The 20,265-nt window shown below is 44.8% G+C and carries 21 protein-coding genes; 14 read left to right on the top strand and 7 right to left on the bottom strand.

Annotation, left to right across the window (positions count from 1 at the left end):
- Window positions 1-270 precede the first annotated feature (270 nt).
- Window positions 271-1,932 (bottom strand): UxaA family hydrolase, encoded by a 1,662-nt coding sequence (locus ACFSYC_RS09860; RefSeq protein ID WP_377126485.1) that lies wholly within the window; start codon window positions 1,930-1,932, stop codon window positions 271-273.
- Between the two features lie 33 nt (window positions 1,933-1,965).
- Window positions 1,966-3,330 (bottom strand): alpha-L-fucosidase, encoded by a 1,365-nt coding sequence (locus ACFSYC_RS09855; RefSeq protein ID WP_377126482.1) that lies wholly within the window; start codon window positions 3,328-3,330, stop codon window positions 1,966-1,968.
- Window positions 3,331-3,507: 177 nt separating this feature from the next.
- On the opposite strand from ACFSYC_RS09855, the gene ACFSYC_RS09850 reads away from it, so the two are divergent.
- A complete protein-coding gene (locus tag ACFSYC_RS09850; protein WP_377126479.1) occupies window positions 3,508-4,374 on the top strand; it encodes an AraC family transcriptional regulator in 867 nt (288 codons plus the stop codon).
- A gap of 7 nt (window positions 4,375-4,381) precedes the next feature.
- Here the strand turns inward: ACFSYC_RS09850 and ACFSYC_RS09845 are convergent, their stop codons facing one another.
- Window positions 4,382-4,771, bottom strand: coding sequence for a hypothetical protein (locus ACFSYC_RS09845; protein ID WP_377126476.1), 390 nt, complete (start codon window positions 4,769-4,771; stop codon window positions 4,382-4,384).
- A gap of 248 nt (window positions 4,772-5,019) precedes the next feature.
- On the opposite strand from ACFSYC_RS09845, the gene ACFSYC_RS09840 reads away from it, so the two are divergent.
- From ACFSYC_RS09840 to ACFSYC_RS09800, 9 genes are all read left to right on the top strand, one after another.
- A complete protein-coding gene (locus ACFSYC_RS09840) occupies window positions 5,020-5,955 on the top strand; it encodes a ring-cleaving dioxygenase (RefSeq protein ID WP_377126473.1) in 936 nt (311 codons plus the stop codon).
- A 2-nt stretch (window positions 5,956-5,957) separates the two neighbouring features.
- Window positions 5,958-6,581 (top strand): alpha/beta hydrolase, encoded by a 624-nt coding sequence (locus ACFSYC_RS09835; protein ID WP_377126470.1) that lies wholly within the window; start codon window positions 5,958-5,960, stop codon window positions 6,579-6,581.
- 20 nt (window positions 6,582-6,601) lie between these two features.
- A complete protein-coding gene (locus ACFSYC_RS09830) occupies window positions 6,602-7,192 on the top strand; it encodes a Crp/Fnr family transcriptional regulator (RefSeq protein ID WP_377126467.1) in 591 nt (196 codons plus the stop codon).
- A gap of 52 nt (window positions 7,193-7,244) precedes the next feature.
- Window positions 7,245-7,961, top strand: coding sequence for a pirin family protein (locus ACFSYC_RS09825; RefSeq protein WP_377126464.1), 717 nt, complete (start codon window positions 7,245-7,247; stop codon window positions 7,959-7,961).
- Window positions 7,962-7,971: 10 nt separating this feature from the next.
- Complete coding sequence (locus ACFSYC_RS09820; protein ID WP_377126461.1) at window positions 7,972-8,268, top strand: hypothetical protein; 297 nt, start codon at window positions 7,972-7,974, stop codon at window positions 8,266-8,268.
- Window positions 8,269-8,333: 65 nt separating this feature from the next.
- Window positions 8,334-9,149: a 2,3,4,5-tetrahydropyridine-2,6-dicarboxylate N-succinyltransferase gene (locus ACFSYC_RS09815; RefSeq protein WP_377126458.1), complete on the top strand. Its 816-nt coding sequence runs from the start codon at window positions 8,334-8,336 to the stop codon at window positions 9,147-9,149.
- 91 nt (window positions 9,150-9,240) lie between these two features.
- Window positions 9,241-10,224 (top strand): glycosyltransferase family 9 protein, encoded by a 984-nt coding sequence (locus ACFSYC_RS09810; RefSeq protein ID WP_377126456.1) that lies wholly within the window; start codon window positions 9,241-9,243, stop codon window positions 10,222-10,224.
- A complete protein-coding gene (locus tag ACFSYC_RS09805; RefSeq protein WP_377126453.1) occupies window positions 10,217-10,783 on the top strand; it encodes an L-threonylcarbamoyladenylate synthase in 567 nt (188 codons plus the stop codon). The genes ACFSYC_RS09810 and ACFSYC_RS09805 overlap by 8 nt, the downstream gene beginning before the upstream one ends.
- A gap of 620 nt (window positions 10,784-11,403) precedes the next feature.
- Window positions 11,404-11,826 carry a hypothetical protein gene (locus tag ACFSYC_RS09800; RefSeq protein WP_377126450.1) on the top strand — a complete coding sequence of 141 codons (423 nt, stop codon included), beginning with the start codon at window positions 11,404-11,406 and terminating at the stop codon, window positions 11,824-11,826.
- Between the two features lie 159 nt (window positions 11,827-11,985).
- Here ACFSYC_RS09800 and ACFSYC_RS09795 read toward each other — a convergent pair whose 3' ends face one another.
- On the bottom strand, window positions 11,986-13,170 hold the full coding sequence (locus tag ACFSYC_RS09795; protein WP_377126447.1) for a DUF4185 domain-containing protein: 1,185 nt from the start codon (window positions 13,168-13,170) through the stop codon (window positions 11,986-11,988).
- Window positions 13,171-13,507: 337 nt separating this feature from the next.
- On the opposite strand from ACFSYC_RS09795, the gene ACFSYC_RS09790 reads away from it, so the two are divergent.
- The 3 genes from ACFSYC_RS09790 (at window position 13,508) to miaA (ending at window position 16,693) form a co-directional block, all read left to right on the top strand.
- Entirely contained in the window at window positions 13,508-14,914 is a 1,407-nt protein-coding gene (locus ACFSYC_RS09790; RefSeq protein ID WP_377126444.1) for a CCA tRNA nucleotidyltransferase, read from the top strand.
- A gap of 49 nt (window positions 14,915-14,963) precedes the next feature.
- On the top strand, window positions 14,964-15,611 hold the full coding sequence (locus tag ACFSYC_RS09785) for an IS1096 element passenger TnpR family protein (RefSeq protein ID WP_377126441.1): 648 nt from the start codon (window positions 14,964-14,966) through the stop codon (window positions 15,609-15,611).
- 179 nt (window positions 15,612-15,790) lie between these two features.
- A complete protein-coding gene (gene miaA, locus ACFSYC_RS09780; RefSeq protein ID WP_377126438.1) occupies window positions 15,791-16,693 on the top strand; it encodes a tRNA (adenosine(37)-N6)-dimethylallyltransferase MiaA in 903 nt (300 codons plus the stop codon).
- 122 nt (window positions 16,694-16,815) lie between these two features.
- Here miaA and rfbA read toward each other — a convergent pair whose 3' ends face one another.
- Genes rfbA through ACFSYC_RS09765 form a run of 3 tightly spaced genes read right to left on the bottom strand, consistent with a single transcriptional unit; the run spans window position 16,816 to window position 19,407 of the window.
- Window positions 16,816-17,676: a glucose-1-phosphate thymidylyltransferase RfbA gene (gene rfbA / locus ACFSYC_RS09775; protein WP_377126435.1), complete on the bottom strand. Its 861-nt coding sequence runs from the start codon at window positions 17,674-17,676 to the stop codon at window positions 16,816-16,818.
- Window positions 17,677-17,686: 10 nt separating this feature from the next.
- Complete coding sequence (gene rfbD, locus ACFSYC_RS09770; RefSeq protein ID WP_377126432.1) at window positions 17,687-18,550, bottom strand: dTDP-4-dehydrorhamnose reductase; 864 nt, start codon at window positions 18,548-18,550, stop codon at window positions 17,687-17,689.
- Window positions 18,551-18,576: 26 nt separating this feature from the next.
- Window positions 18,577-19,407 carry a 2OG-Fe(II) oxygenase gene (locus ACFSYC_RS09765; RefSeq protein WP_377126429.1) on the bottom strand — a complete coding sequence of 277 codons (831 nt, stop codon included), beginning with the start codon at window positions 19,405-19,407 and terminating at the stop codon, window positions 18,577-18,579.
- Window positions 19,408-19,555: 148 nt separating this feature from the next.
- Here ACFSYC_RS09765 and ACFSYC_RS09760 point away from each other — a divergent pair, with 148 nt between their 5' ends.
- Window positions 19,556-20,221, top strand: a complete 666-nt coding sequence (locus ACFSYC_RS09760) for an acyltransferase (RefSeq protein ID WP_377126426.1) — start codon at window positions 19,556-19,558, stop codon at window positions 20,219-20,221.
- Window positions 20,222-20,265 lie beyond the last annotated feature (44 nt).

Genomic DNA, 20,265 nt, shown 5'->3' with positions numbered 1-20,265 from the left:
TGGACAACGCTACGCGTTCCCAACATCCTGACACGACAAACAAACAATAATTAATAACTTTATAAAAATAACTGTCAACCTTTTTCAGGACGGGTCACATTTCAGGTCGATTTTAACACTTTTTCAATCACCTGATTTTCAGTCTGTTAATCAAAAATCTTGTTTCATTTTGTTTCACACGATTTTTGCAACCAGCTTACTGTCAATGGATTGACTCAAAATCTTGTTTCACTTGTTTCATCTGTGTCACACACGTGTGAAACAAAGGCGCTATAACGATACCCCGCGTTTCCAGGGGATGAAGTCATCCTGACCCAACTGCACCGACTTAGGCTGCTGCACACCGCTGGCTACGTCGATAACGTAGTTCAGGATGCGCTCGCCGGCCTGCTCAATGGTTTCGGTACCTTCGATGATAGTACCGCAGTTGATGTCGATGATATCGGGCATGCGCTCAAAGATGCGCGTATTGGTGCTTAGCTTGATAACCGGGGTGATAGGGTTACCCGTTGGCGTGCCCAGGCCGGTGGTAAACAGCACAATGTTAGCGCCCGAGGCTACCTCGGCAGTGGTACTCTCTACGTCGCTGCCGGGCGTGCAAAGCAGGTTAAGGCCGGGTTTGGTAACCTTTTCGGGATAGTCCAGCACCGCAGTAACCGGCGAGCTGCCGCCCTTCTTAGCAGCACCTGCCGACTTGATAGCGTCGGTGATCAAACCATCCTTAATATTGCCCGGCGACGGGTTGGCGTAAAAGCCGGAGCCATCGGCCTCGGCCTTGGCGTTGTAAGTGCGCATCAAGTGCATAAACTTCTGGGCGGTGTCGGTATCTACACAGCGGTCGCTCAGCTCCTGCTCTACACCGCAAAGCTCGGGGAACTCGGCCAGTATCACGCTGCCTCCCAAGCTCACCAGCACATCAGACACATAACCCAAAGCCGGGTTAGCCGATATACCAGAGAACCCGTCGGACCCGCCACACTCCAAGCCAATACAGATCTTGTTGATGGGCGCGGGTTGGCGCTCTTGCTTATTAGCCTCAATCAAGCCCGCAAAGGTCTGCTTAAGGGCCATCTGCATCAGGGTGCTCTCCTTGCCTATCTTCTGCTGCTCCAGCATGATCAGCGGCTTGCTGAAGTTGGGGTCGCGCTTGCGGATCTCGTCCTCTAAGATGCTGGCCTGCGCGTGCTGGCAGCCGAGGCTTAGCACCGTAACACCCGCCACGTTAGGGTGCGTAATGTAGCCGGCCAGTAAACCGCACAGCGCGTCACTATCGGTCTTGGTACCACCGCAGCCCATATCGTGAGTTAAAAACTTGATGCCGTCTATATTCTCAAACAGCTTAGCCGACTTCTGCTCTGCCGCGCCCATCTGCAAGTCGGCATTCAGGATAGCCTCTACCGAGCTACCTGTTAGATACAGGCTGATCAGGCTATCCACCTCGTTCTCGTAAGTCTTCGCCTTACGGAAACCGAGCTTCTCTACCAGCGCATCCTTCAACACCATAATGTTGCGGTTCTCGCAAAACACCAATGGTATCACCAACCAGTAATTAGCCGTACCAACGGAGCCATCTGCCCGGTGGTAGCCTAAAAAGGTACGCTGAGCAAATTGATCTACCTGGGGCTTGTGCCAGTCTAGCTTACGGTCGCCCAACTTGTAACCGCTGGCTGCGTGATGTATGTTGTCGGTTGTGATGCCGGTACCTTTAGCCAATGGCTTGTTGGTTTTGCCTACCAGTACGCCATACATGTAGATCTCGGCATCATAGGCCAGGTCTGTTAAGGTAAACTTGTGTTTGGCCGCTACGTCGGTTAACAGGGTGATATCATCACCATTGTAGTTGATGATGGTTCCCTGGGTTAAATCCTGCAACGCAACCAACACATTATCATGCGGATGGATCCTTAAAACGGTTTCTCTCTTAACAGACATCTATATATGTAGTACTAATAATCAATCTAAACCTTACTTCAGCGACAGCTCAATAACAGGCACGTTAAACAGCGGCCTGGTCTTTGGCAAAGTTACAATCAAATCGGTATTGTTTGACGCCGGTTTACTAATCAGCTCTGAATTGTCGTTTAAAAACTGTGCATACGTTGCCGAGCCAACATAGCCGGGCAAGGTGATACTGCCACTGGTTGGATAGGTAAACAAATGCACATACAGCTTTTTGGTAACCGGGTTGTAAGTAAGTTTAGTACCCTCGGGCACCTTATACTGATCTGGCGCGAAAGTACAGCCGTAAATAGACTTGCTGTTGGCGTGCATCCAGTAAGCCATGCTGTCAAGCGCGTTGGTTGCACGGTAGTCAAACTCGCCGCGGGCGGTTGGGCCAACGTTCAGTATCAGGTTACCGCCATTGCTGGTCGAGGTAATCAGCAAGTCCAACAACTGGCGATGCGATTTCCACGTGTTTTCATCGCGATAGTACCCCCACGAACCTGAAAAAGTCTGACAGGTTTCCCAGGTTTTACCCCGAAATTTAGCTAATTCCTCTGGTTTCACCTGCTCCGGGGTCTCAAAATCTGCGCCGTCTTTGTACTCTTCCAAGTTAAGGCGGTTATCAACTATAATGTTGGGTTGCAGCTTCCTTATCAGCTTTAATAGCTCAATTGATCCCCAATCGTTCATGCCCTTGCCGCGGGCCGGCTCTTTCTTATTGGGGAACGAAAAGTCAAGCCACATGATATCAATTTTGCCGTATTTGGTCAACAACTCGGTAACCTGGTTACGCATATATTGGCGGTATTTGGCCATATCGCGACCCTTGTTCAAACGGTCGTAGTTCTCTTTGCTTTTATCCTTTTGCGTAAGCGGATGGATGTCATCCATCGTATAATCGGGATGATGCCAATCCAACAACGAATAGTAGAAACCTACTTTGATACCTTCCGCGCGGAAAGCGTCTACAAACTCTTTGATCAGGTCGCGCTTGGCTTGAGTGTTAGTGGCTTTATAATCAGTGTATTTAGAGTCAAACAAGGTAAAACCTTCGTGGTGTTTGCTGGTTAGCACTGCATACTTCATACCTGCAGCTTTGGCCTGCTTAGCCCATTTCTTTGGTTCGAACTGATCAGGGTTAAACTGGTCAAAATACTTTTGGTAGCCTTCGTTAGTTATCGCTTCATTATGCTTTACCCACTCGTGCCTTGCAGCCTGCGCGTACAGGCCCCAGTGTATAAACATACCGAAACGCCCGTCGGTCCACCATTTCATGCGTTGTTGTTTTTGAGCATCGGTTTCGCTGCCTATCATTTTTTGAGCCTTGGTAGCTTCGAGGTTCAATAGTAGTACAATTGATATCAGTGATAGTCTTAGTATCCTCATAGCGCTTTTGGTTAACTTATTGCCCGTTGGCGGGTAATGGTTTATAATCGGTTATATCAAAGAACGCAGAATTAGTGTCTAAAAAAATTGATGTTATTGTCTAAATAATCAACCATATTGGCAACTTTTGTTTATTGTTTCTATATTTAAGAATAAATTAGATAATATTAAGCCCCAATGAAACCGCAATTACTTAAAGTATCAAATGATCTGGTGCACTCCTTTAGCTCAAGGCAGGACAAAGTGCCGTATATCAACAACCTATGGCATTACCACCCGGAGGTTGAACTGATTTATTTTAAATATGGTAGTGGCACTCGTTTTATCGGCGATAGCATTCAGCACTTTAAATCAGGTGATGTCTACCTGTTGGGATCAAATTTGCCACATTACTGGCGCTTTGATGATGTATATTTTGAAGACGAAGCTAACAATCATGCAGATGCCAGCGTGGTACACTTTAACGAAGATTTTTGGGGATCTACGTTTTTAAACCTGCCCGAGAACCTGTCTATCCGCAGTGTTTTAGAGAAATCTAAACAAGGTGTTGAAATAACCGGTAATGATAAGCTCCATATAGGTAAACTGATAGAAAATATTATACCAGCCGAAGGGCCAAAAAAGATTATGCTCCTAATGGAAGCCCTGATGCGCATAGGCGGATCAAAACAGGTAAAGCAAATTTCATCGCTGGTATCAAGGGTTGATTTCGCATCGTCAGAGAATGATCGCATTAACGCCATTTACAATTATGCCATAGCCAACTTTAAAAACAAAATCCAGATTGAAGAGATGGCTGGGGTAGCAAACATCAGCCCTAACTCGTTTTGCCGTTATTTTAAATCGCGCACGCGCAAAACATTCTCGCAGTTTATTAATGAAATACGGGTTGGCCACGCTTGTAAACTGCTGATAGAAAACAAGCTTAATTTAAAGCAGATATGTTATGAAAGCGGTTTCCATAACTTTACCAGCTTTCATAAATACTTTAAAAGCATCACCGGCAAAAGCCCGCTGATGTACCAGAAAACGGTATTTAAATAAACACCCGTTATTTTCCGTTCAACTCTTTTTCTTCTTTTTTTAATTGGACGCGTTCAAGATTTACGTCAACTTTTATCATAGCGAAAATAGCCATGTACAGATTGGCTATCCATACTAGGGCGAAAACTGCCAACAGGTAGCCCCGCCAATCGTCTATTAGTAATTTATAGTCTGTTAAAGCTATAATGCCAATAGTTACATAGTGGCTAAAGCAGTACTCACACGTAAAAAGGTAGAAAAACTTACGCACAAAAACCGACCGGCGGTCTTTAGTCTTTTTAATGCAAAACTCGCGCGGTTCTTTAAAAACCTCTTCATGCGTAACGGTCCATGCAATGCAGGCAACGGGTAAGGCAAGTAAAAAAAGCCAGGCAGCCTGGGTGGTTAATGGCGTCATAAATTTTGAGTTGTCTATGTAATTACAAACGGGACGGGATATGGTTTGAATATGGTCGTTTCCCTCAGGGCCGCCCTATAAGCTCATACGCCTGCAGTCCGTTAGTTTACGGAGCAGGGCCGTTGTCCGCTGCTATCGCTAACGCAGAAACGGGGCTCCTTAATCCAGCAGTTCTTATCCTACATCAAGTTCTATCGTATAAAACCGCCGTAAATTTGTATCAACAGTCACAAACAATAAAACAGATCATGGAAAATCAAATAAAAGGCATACATCATATTACCGCCATTGCCGGTAATGCTAAACGCAATGTTAATTTTTATACCGACACCCTTGGCTTGCACCTGGTTAAAAAAACCGTGAATTTTGACGACCCAAATACTTACCATCTTTACTATGGTGATACCGTTGGTGCGCCCGGTACTATATTAACCTTCTTCCCCTGGGAAGGTATTACCGCCGGTCGACGTGGTGCACGCCAGGCTACCGAGATTGGTTACTCTATTCCGCAAGGCAGTTTAGATTTTTGGTTAAAACGGATGGAAGACCATAACATCATCCACAACAAAGTGGCCAATAAGTTTGGCGAAGACTACTTAACCGTGCTTGATCCCGATGGTTTAAAATTGGAACTTACCGTTGCTCAAAATGCAGACAACCGTTTACCCTGGGAAACAAATGAGATAAAAGCAGAGAACGCGATTAAAGGCTTCCACAACATAACCATCACCACCAATAAAATAGAGCCAACTGCTAAAATACTGACAGACGTGTTTGGTTACAAACTATTGGAGCAACATGTTAACCGCTACCGCTTTATTACCGATACGGTAGATAATGCCAACATAGTGGACCTGGTTGAAGTTGCGGGCGAAGTTGCGGGCCACGTAGCCGGTGGCTCTGTACACCACGTCGCCTTTAGGGTGAGCGATGAAAAAACATTGATGGAGTATCGCGATAAAATTGAAGCCCTTGGCCTGAATATTACAGACAAGATAGACCGCAATTACTTCTATTCTCTATACTTCCGCGAACCGGGAGGAGTATTGTTTGAAATAGCAACCGACAACCCCGGCTTTGACGTTGACGAACCAGCCGACGAGTTGGGCCAAAAACTGATGTTGCCCGCACAGTACGAAGGCCGCCGTGCAGAGATTGAAAAAATATTACCTCAACTATTTTAATTATGTACACGCACTCAAAAAATATTACCACCGCCGGTACGCCTTTAGCCAATGCTAAAGGCGCATTGGTATTGCTGCACGGTCGTGGCGGTACGGCGCAAAATATCATCTCGCTGGCCGGCGAGTTTAACTTACAGGATATGGCCATTGTTGCTCCGCAGGCTACCAATAACAGCTGGTACCCATATGGTTTTATGTCGCCGGTGGCGGATAATCAACCGGCGCTTGATTCGGCTCTGGAGAATATCGGTTACGCGGTTGATGCGATCCTTGCCGCGGGCATAGCGCGACAAAATATTTTCTTCGCGGGTTTCTCGCAAGGGGCCTGTTTAACGGTAGAATATGTGGCCCGCAACGCGCAACGCTTTGCAGGAGCCATAGCGTTTACGGGCGGGCTGATTGGGCAGCAGTTGGAAATGGCAAACTACAAAGGAGACTTTGCAGGTACGCCCATACTGTTAAGCACGGGCAATCCCGACCCACACGTACCCCTAACCCGTGTAGAAGAAAGCGCGGCAATTTTGAAAAGCATGGGCGCGCAAGTAACTGTTAAAGTATTTGAGGGACGACCGCATACTATCATTCAAAAAGAAATCGACTTGGCCAATCAATTGATATTTGGCTGATAAAACTGTACTTTCGGGTGATGCAAGCCAACCTAATCATTGATAGCATCACCCGTCATATACAGCTATCGGCTACCGAGCAGGAGCATTTCTTATCCCTGTTAAAGCCCAAAACGTTTAAGCGTAAACAACTGCTTCTGCAGGAGGGGCAGGTTTGCAAACAATCTACCTTTGTTATTAAAGGTTGCCTGCGCGGTTTTACTGTAGATCATAATGGTTTAGAACATGTGCTTAGTTTTGCCCCCGTTGGCTGGTGGATAGCCGATATGTACAGCCTGCTAGCGCAAAAGCCCGGCATACTGAATATTGAAACGCAGGACGAAACCGACGTACTCTTACTCTCAAAAACCGATCAGGAAAAACTATACCTTGACATCCCTCAATTTGAGCGTTTCTTTAGGGTGATTACAGAAAACTCGCTGGTATCTGCCCAACAACGGCTGATGGACAGCCTGAGCCTTACTGCCGAAGAACGCTACCACAACTTTTGCCGCCGCTACCCCACGCTGATCTACACCTTGCCTAAAAAGCAGATAGCATCGTATATTGGCGTTACGCCCGAGTTTTTTAGCCGGATGCAGCATAAGTTAGTTATGAAGGATAAGAAGTAATTTCTTAATCTACATCAAGTGCCGCCCGATACGCCTGCCGTAAATTTGTATCATGGCACAATCAATCTATCACCCTGCAACCAGCCGCGGCTACGTCGACCTGGGTTGGCTTAAAAGCTATCACACTTTTAGTTTTGGCAATTATTATGATCCGCAGCGCATCAACTTCGGCGCGCTCAGGGTTTTAAATGACGACACCCTTGATGGTGGCCACGGCTTTGGCGAGCATCCGCATGATAATATGGAGATTATCTCTATCCCCCTATCCGGAGGCCTAAAACATATAGACAGCATGGACAATGTAGCCGTAATTGGCGATGGCGATATTCAAGTAATGAGCGCCGGCACCGGTATTTTCCACGAAGAGCACAACGATGATGCCCAGGCAGCGGCACAGTTTCTACAGATCTGGGTGTATCCCCACACATTGAATGTTGAACCGAGATACGATCAGCTTACACTAAATAAAGCCGACAGGCACAACAAACTGCAACAGATCCTCTCGCCGGGCAAAGAAGATTCGGGCGTGTGGATCCATCAAAATGCCTGGTTTAACCTGGGCCGTTTTGATAAAGGGCTGACGGCACCGTATGTAATAAAAGCAAGTGCTAACGGGGTTTATATTTTCATTATAAGTGGCACTGTTAAGGTAAACGGGCAAACGTTAAGTACCCGCGACGGACTGGGCATCTGGGAAACAGATAAAATAGAACTGGAACTTTTAGAAGTTTCTGAATTTTTATTGATGGACGTACCCATGTCCTTTTAAAACGATCACCATGAAAAACATCGATATATTAGCCGTTGGCACGCACCCTGAGATTATGAAAACTGTTAAAAGGTTGTTGGATAGTAAACCCGGCTGGCGTTGTACGGGAGCGTCGTCGGCTGCCCACGCAATAGCGGGCAATGAGCAAACCTATTATGATGTTGTGCTGGTTTGCGCGGGCGTAAGCGCTGAAGAAACCCGGCAATTGCACGCATATTTTAAGTCGCCCGTTGTACAACATTATGGCGGGGGCAGCGGGTTGCTATATGCCGAGGTTTGCAGCGCTTTGAAGATAGTATTGCCATAGCATATCACAATTTACAAGCATTTCTCCTTAAAATTCCTTTAATTTGTCGCAAAGTTTAAACTCCAATGCAAGATCTTAAAAAACTTATTGAACAAGTCTGGGAAGACAGAAACCTGTTGAACTACCCTGAATATGTTGACGCTATAGAAACCGTTATTGAGCGCCTTGACAAGGGCGAAATACGCGTTGCCGAAGTTATTGGCAGCCGCTGGCACAATAACGAATGGATAAAGAAAGCTGTAATATTATACTTCCCTATCCGCACGATGGAAGAAGTTAAAGCTGGTCCATTTATGTTTCATGACAAAATGAAGCTTAAAACCAACTACAAAGCAACCGGTGTACGTGTAGTACCAGGTGCCAGTGCACGTTACGGCGCTTACCTGGCCAAAGGCGTTATCATGATGCCGAGTTATGTAAACATTGGCGCTTATGTTGACGAAGGTACTATGGTTGATACCTGGGCTACAGTGGGATCATGCGCGCAGATTGGCAAACATGTTCACCTAAGTGGTGGTGTAGGCATTGGCGGCGTGTTAGAGCCTATACAGGCATCGCCTGTTATTATTGAGGATAACTGTTTCCTTGGTTCAAGAGCTATTGTGGTTGAAGGTGTACACGTTGAAAGAGAAGCTGTTTTAGGCGCTAACGTGGTACTAACTGCATCAACCAAAATCATTGACGTTACCGGCAGCAGCCCTGTTGAATATAAAGGCCGTGTTCCTGCCCGCTCGGTGGTTATTCCGGGCTCGTATACCAAGAAGTTCCCTGCCGGCGATTACCAGGTGCCTTGCGCCCTGATCATCGGTACACGTAAAGAATCGACTGATAAGAAGACATCGTTGAACGATGCTTTGCGCGAGAATAACGTAGCAGTGTAAGTATAAGATTGGAGGTTAAAGACTAAAGATTAGGGCCTACCGGGTTCGCTAATCACCAATCTTTAATCTTTGATCTTCAATCTTGAAAAACATGAAGATACTGGTAAGACTGCCTAACTGGCTTGGCGATGTGGTAATGAGTACAGCTTTCATCGGGGCGGTTAAGCAGTTTTACCCTTTGGCGCAGGTTGACGTCATTGTTAAGAAGGAGCTGAGCGCCATTGCCGCGCTTATACCCGGCTTAACCAGGATCCACTCATTCAGTAAAGACGAATACCGTGGCCTTGGTGGTGTTTACCGCTTCGGCAAGTCGCTGCGTAGCGAACAATATGATGTGTTCTTCACCCTGCCCGACTCGCTGTCATCGGCAGTTATGGGTAAGGCTACCGGAGCTAAGCAACGTATAGGTTACAGTAAAGAGGGCGGCTTCTTCCTGCTAACTAAGGTGTGCAAACGCCCCGTTAACGTACACCGTGTTGACGAGTACCTGGCTATATTGGAGCAGTTGAACGAGATGCCCGTTACCGGGCGCAAAGTAGGACTTACCGCTACTGACATCAAACCTAACGGACTGGTGCTGATCAACTTCAACTCTGAGGCCGAGTCGCGACGGATGCCTTTGGATAAGGGGCGCGAGCTGCTCTTGTTGTTGACAGCCGCGTTTACCGATATCCATTTCGGCTTGCTTGGCGGGCCGAAGGATGCCGTTTATATTGAGCAGCTGCTGGTTAATGCAACTAACCTCAACCGCGTTACTAACTACGCGGGCAAGACTACCCTCGTGACCCTAACCAACCTAATGGCAGGCGCTAAGGTGCTGCTCACTACCGACTCGGGGCCGGCACATTTGGCCAATAGTGTGGGGCTGCCCGTTGTGGCCCTGTTTGGAGCCGGCAACGAGCATAACACCGCCCCTTATAACAAGAGTAACGTGACCGTTATTCGAGCCGGGCAGCTTAGTTGCGAGCCCTGCGTGCGTAACGAATGCCGGCTATACGGCATACCCAAGTGTATGCAACTGTTAGACGAATCAAGAATTATTAACGCCTTGAGCCAATACATCAATCATGCTTAGAGACGAGATAGCCAAAGCGCTTAAAGTTATACAGGATGGCGGGATCATCCTCTATCCCACCGATACCATCTGGGGCATAGGCTGCGACGCCACCAACACCGAGGCGGTACAGAAGATCTATCGCCTTAAACAGCGGGCCGAAACCAAGAGCATGATCATTTTGCTGGATACCGACAACAAGCTGGCCAGCTATATAACCGAAGTGCCCGAGCTGGCCTATAACCTGATAGAGTATACCGAGAACCCGTTAACGCTGGTTATGCCAGGCGCGCGCAACATATCGCCGGCTTTAATAGCGGCGGATGGCAGCGTGGGGATCAGGGTGGTTAAGAATGCCTTTTGCGAGGGTTTGATACAGCGCTTGCGCAAACCATTGGTATCTACGTCGGCTAACATCAGCGGCAACCCGTCACCGCAGTACTTCTCACAGATTGAGCAGGAGATCATCGACGGGGTTGATTATGTGGTAGATATAGACCAGCACAGCATGGAGATCAAGACCCCATCAACCATTATGAGCCTTGAACCTGGGGGTAAATTTGAGTTTTTAAGACGATAACCGCCCGCTTGTTTCACGCGCGTGTGACACAGATGAAACAAGTGAAACAACATTTTTACCTATCTATTTCACTATCAATTTGTTACAAAAAACGAGTGAAACAAAATGAAACAAGATTTTGATATAACTAATTGATTATAAGGATACTATAAATATACAATCCGCAACAACTTTTAGGTCAGTAAGTTTATGCCTAAAAATTATGTTAACGGGTGATAATCAATTAAATACTAAGCGATAAATTTAGTTAGTTTGAAACAAAATTAATCAGACACTGGAGGCCTGGTCCTACGCTATTCAAAACGGGGTAAAATGTGGGTATGCACCCGGTAATAGGTGTAGCGCTGCCTATCATAAACACAGGTTTCCGCGGTGTTATCAGGGATGTTTTACTAAACAACATTCTTCGTTAATCATCAAAGCGATCATTTATTTCTTCTTGCTGCAGTTTGGTCTGTCGCCGGTAGTACCATAAGCAGTTTGTATCCCTGCCGTAATATCGCTCAGGTTACTGGCTATCAGATTTAACTCGCAACTGCCCATGTATAAACCTTAACTTCGCTTTCGCTGTAGTCCGGACACCTCAGGAAACAAAAAATCACCTGGCAAAAAGAATTTTTATGATATTAATAATTAGTAGCTGGTATGGAGAGCCAGGTGTGTCCTTTAGAATATATTTCAAAGTGCACAAACTTATAAGGCACCAATTAATAGAACAAGTAATGTATCCTTTTGGATTGGAAGCCGCGGATTCAGAAACTGTGCTTAGCTTAGTTAGTACCACAACGGCAAACACTAAAAAGTTAGAGGTAAGGGGTCCGGAAGTTGATAAAAGAAATAAGACAATAAATTACGGCTTATGGCTACCCTATCTTAATATACACAATTCTTCAAATTATCTTAAAACCTATCTTGAATATTACTTTGATGCATTAGTAATTTTGTTTGATAAATATGATATTCCCGAAGATGTAATTAGGGCTATTCAAAGGAAAGTTGAGAATGAGGTGTTAGGGAATCTAGAATATGAGTATCGAGATTAATGCTATCTGAAATATACTAGATGTTATTCCGGATTTTTAATCCCAGACTAAAGAGATGCGGATTTGCAATCCGCCTAAGCATAATACCAGGGGATTGCAAATCCCCTCGCGGATGGTCCGGGATTATAAGTCCGGACCAACGGGAGGCATCACTCTTTGTTACTGTAACTTGAGTCGTATGAATCTTGGGCGATACATGTTGGGATCAGAAGGCAGGTCTTTAAAAAAGTCTGTGGAGTTGATATTATAGGATATGATCAACTCGCCGGGCTTTGATAGGCTGGGATGAGCTTTGGCATTGTAAACGAAGTAATGCTTGTTGGTTAAGTCGCTGGTGCAATCCCAAATCTTTATTGCCGGGCCAAAGGGACCGTAAGGTGTTGTACCAATTCGCAGCCCGATGTCCTTTGTCATGGCACCAACTTGAAATATCATGGCGTAGCGCCCGTCAGGCAATGGTGATACGCTTAATTCGTTTGATACCCAATCGGCTATCTTCTCTGCCTTACGTACATCACCTACCCATGCTTTTCCGTCCCAGTACGTCCACCTATCGTACTTTTCAAAATATTGCGGCAACACCCGGGCAACCAATACCTGCTTCCATTTTCCAATAACTCCGTATACATAAACAAAACCATCTGGGGCCGGCGCTCCGGCACTCTTTGTATTGACATAAATACCTGCCCCAAAAGAGCCGCCCCCCTCACCTTTGTCTGGTATATAAAACGGAGTATCTTCTTGTTTCTGGGCATGATAAGGCGATTTGTCACCTGCGGGGATCTTAATTAAGACGTTACCCACTTCCTTAAAACCAAAAGCGGCATTGCTGACATTTGTAATGCGATATGCGAAAATAAACAGATCATTATTTAATTCCTTATTTACAAAACCATCACCTAACCAAAGATAATCACCATTCTCCGTTTTAGCTGTCTTCGGGATAAATACGGATTCGGCCTTGTCCCCTTTACCTTTTCTCCAGTAGAATTTCAGCTTTGCGGCTCCTCGCTCCTTACCATCTAAAATAGCCACTGCATTATGAATCATGGTCGATCCAGGCTTAAGCTTACCGTCGTTTATGCCCCCTATCATGCTGTCGCTAAATATAAAAAGGACCTTGCCCCTTGCCGCACGATGTTCAATCCCATCCATCGGAATGGTAAAGATACCATCGCCACCGAACCAGCCCGACTGTCGGATTAAAGCGTTAGTCCAATCAGGAGCGCTCTCAACAGTGTAATTGAGGGTTTTCAAATCTGAAAAGGCTTGCTTGGTACTTTGGGCTTGAATTTTGAAATTGCAAAGGCAGCATATTAAACCGGCTATTAATTCTCTTTTCATCTGGCAATACCTTATCAATCTCTTTTAAAGCAATTTATAAAAAAACATAGTAGTACCGCCTAATTTTTTTACTACAGTACATATAGGGTTATAGCACGCGCTGATAATCTCTTCACAGTCGCTTTACTGTGCCGATATACTGTATCAACCTAAAAATTTGCTACCGAAGCTAAATAATTATTTAGCTAAACGTTGTATTATGCTACATAGAAGTCATTACAACTAAAGTCTGGCATTGCGAGGCACGAAGCAATAGCGAACGTTACAGCGTGCGATTGCTTCGTGCCTCGCAATGACAGCGTGTGTAAACCCGTAATTTTACTAGCTTTGCATTTTAATGAAAGAGCATTTAAAGCATCACGTTTTTACTGTTATATCTGAGCTTGCCGGGCAATTAAACCTGCAGGTATATGCCATTGGCGGTTTTGTGCGCGATATTTTTTTAGCGCGCACATCCAAAGATATCGACCTGGTTATTATTGGTAATGGGGTTGATTTTGCTGAGAAGATTGCTGCTAAGCTTAAGGTTAAAGCGGCCGTCTATAAAAATTTCGGAACGGCATCATTAAAATACAACGACCTGGAGGTAGAGTTTGTTGGCGCGCGAAAAGAATCGTACCGGGCCGACTCGCGTAAGCCTATTGTTGAGGATGGCACGCTGGAAGAGGACCAGATGCGCCGCGACTTCACCATCAATGCACTTGCTATTTCTTTACACCCCAACACTTTTGGGGAGCTGGTTGACCCCTTTGAGGGCATCAAGGACCTGGAAGCAAAACTGATCCGTACGCCGCTTAACCCTATCGAAACCTTTTCTGACGATCCGTTGCGGATGATGCGTGCTATCAGGTTTGCATCGCAATTAAATTTCAGGATTGACGAGGTGGCTGTACAGGCAATTAAAGACAATAAGGACCGCATCAGCATCGTATCGCAGGAGCGGATAACCGACGAACTGAATAAGATCATCCTGTCGCCTGTACCATCTATTGGCTTTAACTATTTGTTTGATACCGGGCTGCTGCATAAGATCTTTCCGCAAATGGTTACCCTTTACGGGGTTGATTATATTGACGGCAAGGGCCATAAGGATAACTTTTACCACACCCTGCAGGTGTTAGACAATATTTGCGAAACCACTAACGACCTTTGGCTACGCTGGGCGGCCATACTGCATGACATAGCCAAACCCGCTACCAAGCGCTTTGAGCCCGGCCACGGCTGGACATTTCACGGACACGAGGATAAGGGCGCCCGCATGGTGCCAAAGATCTTTGCGCAGCTAAAACTGCCGCTTAACGAAAAAATGAAACAAGTGCAAAAGCTGGTTCAGCTACATTTAAGGCCCATTGTTTTGTCGCAGTCGGTTGTTACAGATTCGGCCGTGCGCAGGTTGTTGTTTGAGGCAGGCGATGATATTGAGGGGCTAATGCTGTTGTGTAAAGCAGACGTTACCACCAAAAACGAATACAAGGTTAAAAAGTACCGCAACAATTTTGAGCTGGTACAACAAAAATTAAAAGACGTTGAAGAGCGCGACAGTATACGCAATTGGCAGCCCCCTGTTACCGGTACAGATATTATGCAACTGTTTGGCCTTAAAGAGGGCCGCGAGGTAGGTATCATCAAAAATAAAATACGCGAAGCCATACTTGAAGGCGAAATACCTAACCAGCGCGACGAGGTAATTGCGTTTACAATTAAGGCCGGCCAAGAAATTGGCTTAAAAGTTGTGGCAAGCTGAAACAAAATTAAAATATTACTTTTACGTTAAAATCCACTTTTAATATACAATGGCACTTTACAGATTCAAAGTTACTTTTGAAGATTACGATGATGTTTCGCGCGTGATTGATATCAAATCAACGCAAACGTTTGAAGATCTTCACCGGGCAATACACAAATCAACTGGTTACAATGCAGACTACTCGTCGTCTTTTTATGTTAGCAATGACCAATGGCTAAAAGGCGAAGAAATATCATACCTGCCTAACCAACGCCGTATTGACCGTGGTGTAGCGCTGATGGATAAGGTAAAAATGAGCAGCCGTATTGATGATCCGCATCAGAAATTTTACTACACTTTTAACTTTGACCGCCCCTTTGATTTCCATGTGGAGCTGGTGAAAATCATTTTAGACGAAACTCCCGGCGTTGACTATCCGGCCGTTATAAAATCAACCGGCGATGCGCCAAGACAGTTTGTTACCGTGGCCGATGCTGAAACCGCAGCTACTGCCGAAGACCCGGGCGAGTTTGACTTTTTGAATGAAATGAGTATTAGCCATGAAGATACCGTAGATTTTAGCGAGGTGGACGAAACCGGCGAAGCTATAATCAGCGGGGATGATGAAGGCGGAGAAGAAGATGAATTTGGCAGCGAGTTTGCCGACGACGATAGTTTTGAAGACGACAGCAGATCGTCTAAAGATGATTATTAGATATAACAAAATAACATATTCACCACGCGTCATTGCGAGGTACGAAGCAATCTCTACATACGTTAATCAATGTGTGCTACTTTAGTTAAAGGCATTACGCCCCGGCTATTATTCGGCATATTGACTGTCCTTTGTAGAGATTGCTTCGTTCCTCGCAATGACGTTTTTGTATAATAAATGTGGACCAACCAACTAAATCCCTCATTGTAATTGCCGGGCCAACCGCATCAGGCAAAACAGCGGCGGCTATCAGGCTGGCGCAGTATTACCATACGGTGATTGTTTCGGCCGACTCAAGGCAGTTTTTTAGGGAGATGGCCATAGGTACGGCTAAACCTACGCCGGCAGAGCTTGGGCAGGCTAAACACTATTTTATCGACTCGCATGCTGTTACCGAACCATTTTCTGTAGGCGACTTTGAAAAACAGGGTCTGGCTTTGTTGGATGAACTTTTTAAAAGCCATGATAAAGTAATACTGGTAGGCGGATCGGGCTTGTACATCAAAGCATTGTGCGAAGGTTTTGATGACATTCCCCAAGCTGAACCGGCCATCCGCGAGCAGTTAAATACGGAGTTGGCGCAATATGGCATAATCCCCTTACAGGACAAACTTAAGCAGGCCGACCCTGCCTATTACGCTTCGGCTGATATTAATAACCCACAGCGCGTTATCCGTGCCTTAGAGGTGTATCGGCAAACCGGCAATCCATTTTCGTCATACCGTAAAGCTAAGGTGAACACCCGCCCCTTTAACATTCTGAAAATAGCGTTGGATTTGCCCCGCGAGGTATTATATAACCGCATCAATAAACGGGTAGATATGATGGTAAAAGACGGTTTGGTAGACGAGGTAGAGACGCTACTGCCTTATCGTCACCTAAATGCGCTTAACACCGTTGGTTACAGCGAAGTGTTTGCGTATTTAGACAACAAGATCACGCTTGATAAAGCCGTAGAAATGATCAAACAAAACACCCGCCGTTTCGCCAAACGCCAGCTCACCTGGTTCAGAAAAGATCAGGACATGGTTTGGCTTTCGCCGGATGAAGTTGTTGGCGAGAAAGTTGATGGGTTGTTGTAATGCTTATAATATATTGATAACCGGAATATAAATTGCGCGCTGCGTGATTCGAAACAAAAAATCACAAACAAAAAAAAGGCGAGGATGTGATCCCCGCCTTGTAAATGATTTTTGAAAAATGACTACTTAATCAACCTTAACAAATACTGACCGTAACCGCTTTTAATATATTTTTGAGCGATATCCGACAGTTGCTGCCTGGTGATGAAACCCATGCGGTAAGCAATCTCTTCAATACAACCGATCTTGGTATCCTGGCGTTTTTCTATCACACGCACAAACTCACTGGCATCGCTTAACGAGTCGAATGTACCGGTATCTAACCAGGCCGTGCCCCGGTCCATAACGCCAACTTGTAGCGTGCCTGCCTCAAGGTAGTGTTTGTTTACGTCTGTTATTTCGTACTCGCCACGCGGCGACATTTTTAAATTTTTAGCAATTTCTACAACGGTGTTGTCATAAAAATACAAGCCGGGTACCGCAAAATTTGATTTGGGTTCTAACGGCTTCTCTTCAATAGATAAAGCTTTAAAATTCTCATCAAACTCAACTACGCCGTAGCGCTCAGGATCTGCAACCGGGTAGGCAAATACCGCGGCACCCTCAACGGTGTTAAAGCTGCGAATTAGTTTACTAAAACCGCTGCCATAAAAAATATTATCGCCTAAAACTAAGGCTACCTTGTCATTGCCAATAAATTTTTCGCCAATTACAAAAGCCTGGGCCAAACCATTTGGCACAGTTTGAACAGCGTACTCAAAATTGCAACCCAGTTCTTTTCCGTCGCCTAATAACCGTTTAAAGCTATCACTATCCTCGGGCGTGGTGATAATTAAAATATCTTTAATATCAGCCAGCATTAATACCGATAGCGGATAATAAATCATCGGCTTATCATAAATCGGCATCAGTTGTTTACTAATGGCCCTGGTTATCGGATACAGCCTGGTGCCTGATCCGCCTGCTAAAATTATTCCTTTCATGGATATGGTTTTATTGCTGCTGAAGCTTGCCTATGCAGTTTACAAGGCTGTCTCTCCAGTATGGTATTTCAATTTTAAATGTCTGTTTAGCTTTGGTTTTGTCCATTACAGAGTAGCTTGGGCGGGTAGCCCTGGTTGGATACTCATCTGTACGGATAGGTATTGCTTTTACCGGCGTTGCCGATATATCAAAGATGGCGCGTGCAAAATCAAACCATGACGTTACGCCCTCGTTACTATAATGGTAAGTGCCGTAAGCCTTGCTTTGGCTAGTGATAGTCAAAAGAATAAACCCTGCCAGATCAATAGCATAAGTTGGCGTGCCTACCTGATCAGCTATAATGCGTAGCTCATCTCTGTCGTTACCCAGCTTTATCATAGTTTTAACAAAGTTGTTAGCATACTCAGAGTACAACCAGCCGGTGCGAATGATAAAATGAGCAGGCAATGCTGCGGCTACAGCCAGCTCGCCATCCAATTTAGTTTGGCCATAAACGCTTATTGGGGCGGTTTTGTCAGTTTCTATACGTGGGGTGGCGGCATCGCCTTTAAATACAAAATCTGTAGATACGTGGATCAATACGGCCGCATTTTTTTGACATTGTACGGCAAGGTTTTCGGCACCGGTTTTATTTATCTTTTCAGCAAGTTCAACGTCGTCTTCGGCTTTGTCAACAGCGGTGTAGGCGGCGCAGTTAATGACATATGCGGGCTTATATTGCTCAAATAGTTTAGCCAATCCGTCAGTATCCAATATGTTGGCTCCTATTTCAGGCAGGAAAACAATACCTTCAACGCCTTGCCGGGTGGCCTCTTTTTCAATACACTGACCTAACTGGCCGGAAGCTCCAAATACTATTATATTATTTATCATAAACTAAAGGATATCTATAATTATGGCTATTTATCGCCTTTTACTGCTCTTTTGATAGTATTATAAATTATAGGTGGCGTAAGTTCGCGGACAACATCTTTTAAAGTTATAGGGTCTTTAACTGTGTCGCCCATTACACCTGGCCGGTCTTTAAAAATAGTAGCGTGGGGATTTTTGCTTACCTCGCTTTTAGGGCGGCCATTGCTGTAATAATATAATGCTAATGATTTTCGGCTTCTATCGGGCGGGCAGGTTAATGCATTTGGATGACCATGATAAGAAAAATCAGTAGTCGAAAAAATGGCGACCCGGTTAAACAGCGGCAAGATTTTTTGAAATGACCTGGTCAAATCTTTATCCCAAAGTTCAAAATGTCCACCGTAGCATTCGTCCCAATCTTTATTTAAGTAAACCAGTAGGTTAATCCGCCTGTCAAGCCAGGTGGTCTCGTGTTTATTAAAATCGGCGTGTATTTTTAGCATACCGCCCGGTTTAATTTCGTGATATCCCCCGCCCAGCAAATAAGGATCAGGCAGTAAGGTTTCTTTAATACCGGTAAGCTCCTGCAAAAACTCCAATACTGGCTGCGAGTTTAAATAATGCACTAAGGCTTTTGTGTTATCGCTAAAATGCGCCTCGCCTTTAGCTGCCAGTTTTTTTTCGTTGTGATTATCGTAGTTAATGATATCCGCTTTTTTTGAAAGATCCGGAAAATCAGTCAGTACCTGACTGAGCATTTCTTCGTTAAAAAAGCTGTCTAAAACAATATTAGGGAAGGGTTTTGCATTAGCGTATTCTTTTTGTTTGTTTTTGCCTAATTGTTTAAGATCTTTAATATCCGGGCTTAGAAAATTCATCGACGAAAATATTGATTTGCGAAGATAATAATATTTAAATGGCTATAACCTAAAATTACCGTTGCACCATTTTATTTGGTGTATTACGATAACAATATTTATATTAAGCTAAATTTGTTGCATAAAGCACAGGCATCACGTATTAGACATGGGAGTAAAAATATTTATAAAAACGCTTTTAAAGGTCAATTTTAAAACACTTAGAATAAATTTTAAATACTTTCCGTTTAGCGATGCTGTAAAGTTGCCCATATGGGTAAGCCGTAACTGCTACATTTCTGCCGCAATGGGGCAGGTGATAATCAATGGCGAAATAACACCCGGTATGATCACTATAGGGTACGGGGATATCGGGGTATTTGACAGGCTAAAATCACGCAGTAAATTCCAAAATAGAGGCACTATAATATTTGACGGGAAGGCTAATATTGGCCACGGCTGTAAACTAGACGTAGGCCCCAATGGCACACTTAAAATTGGCAACAACGTTGTTATAACCGCCGAGACAGCTATAATTTGCAATAAACATGTAAGCATTGGCAACAACTGTTTATTGTCATGGCAGATTTTAATTATAGATGACGACTTTCATAAAATAAAAGATAAGGCAGGTGTTATTTTAAACCCCGCTAAAGCTATAACCATAGGTAACAACGTATGGATAGGCTGCCGTTGCCTCATATTAAAAGGCACCAATATTGGCGACGGAAATGTAATTGCTGCAAACGCTACCCTAACAAAAACCTACACACAACAAAACAGCATATTAACCGGCGGCAAGGTATTGAAGCAGGATATTGTATGGGAAGTTTAATAACTTGATTTACCTTTTGCAGGTTTAGCGTTAAATAAACTTAA

It is taken from the genome of Mucilaginibacter antarcticus (assembly GCF_042686155.1).
Classification (GTDB): domain Bacteria; phylum Bacteroidota; class Bacteroidia; order Sphingobacteriales; family Sphingobacteriaceae; genus Mucilaginibacter; species Mucilaginibacter antarcticus.
Note: the sequence above shows the minus strand (reverse complement) of the source record. Positions and strands in the feature narration are given on the sequence as shown.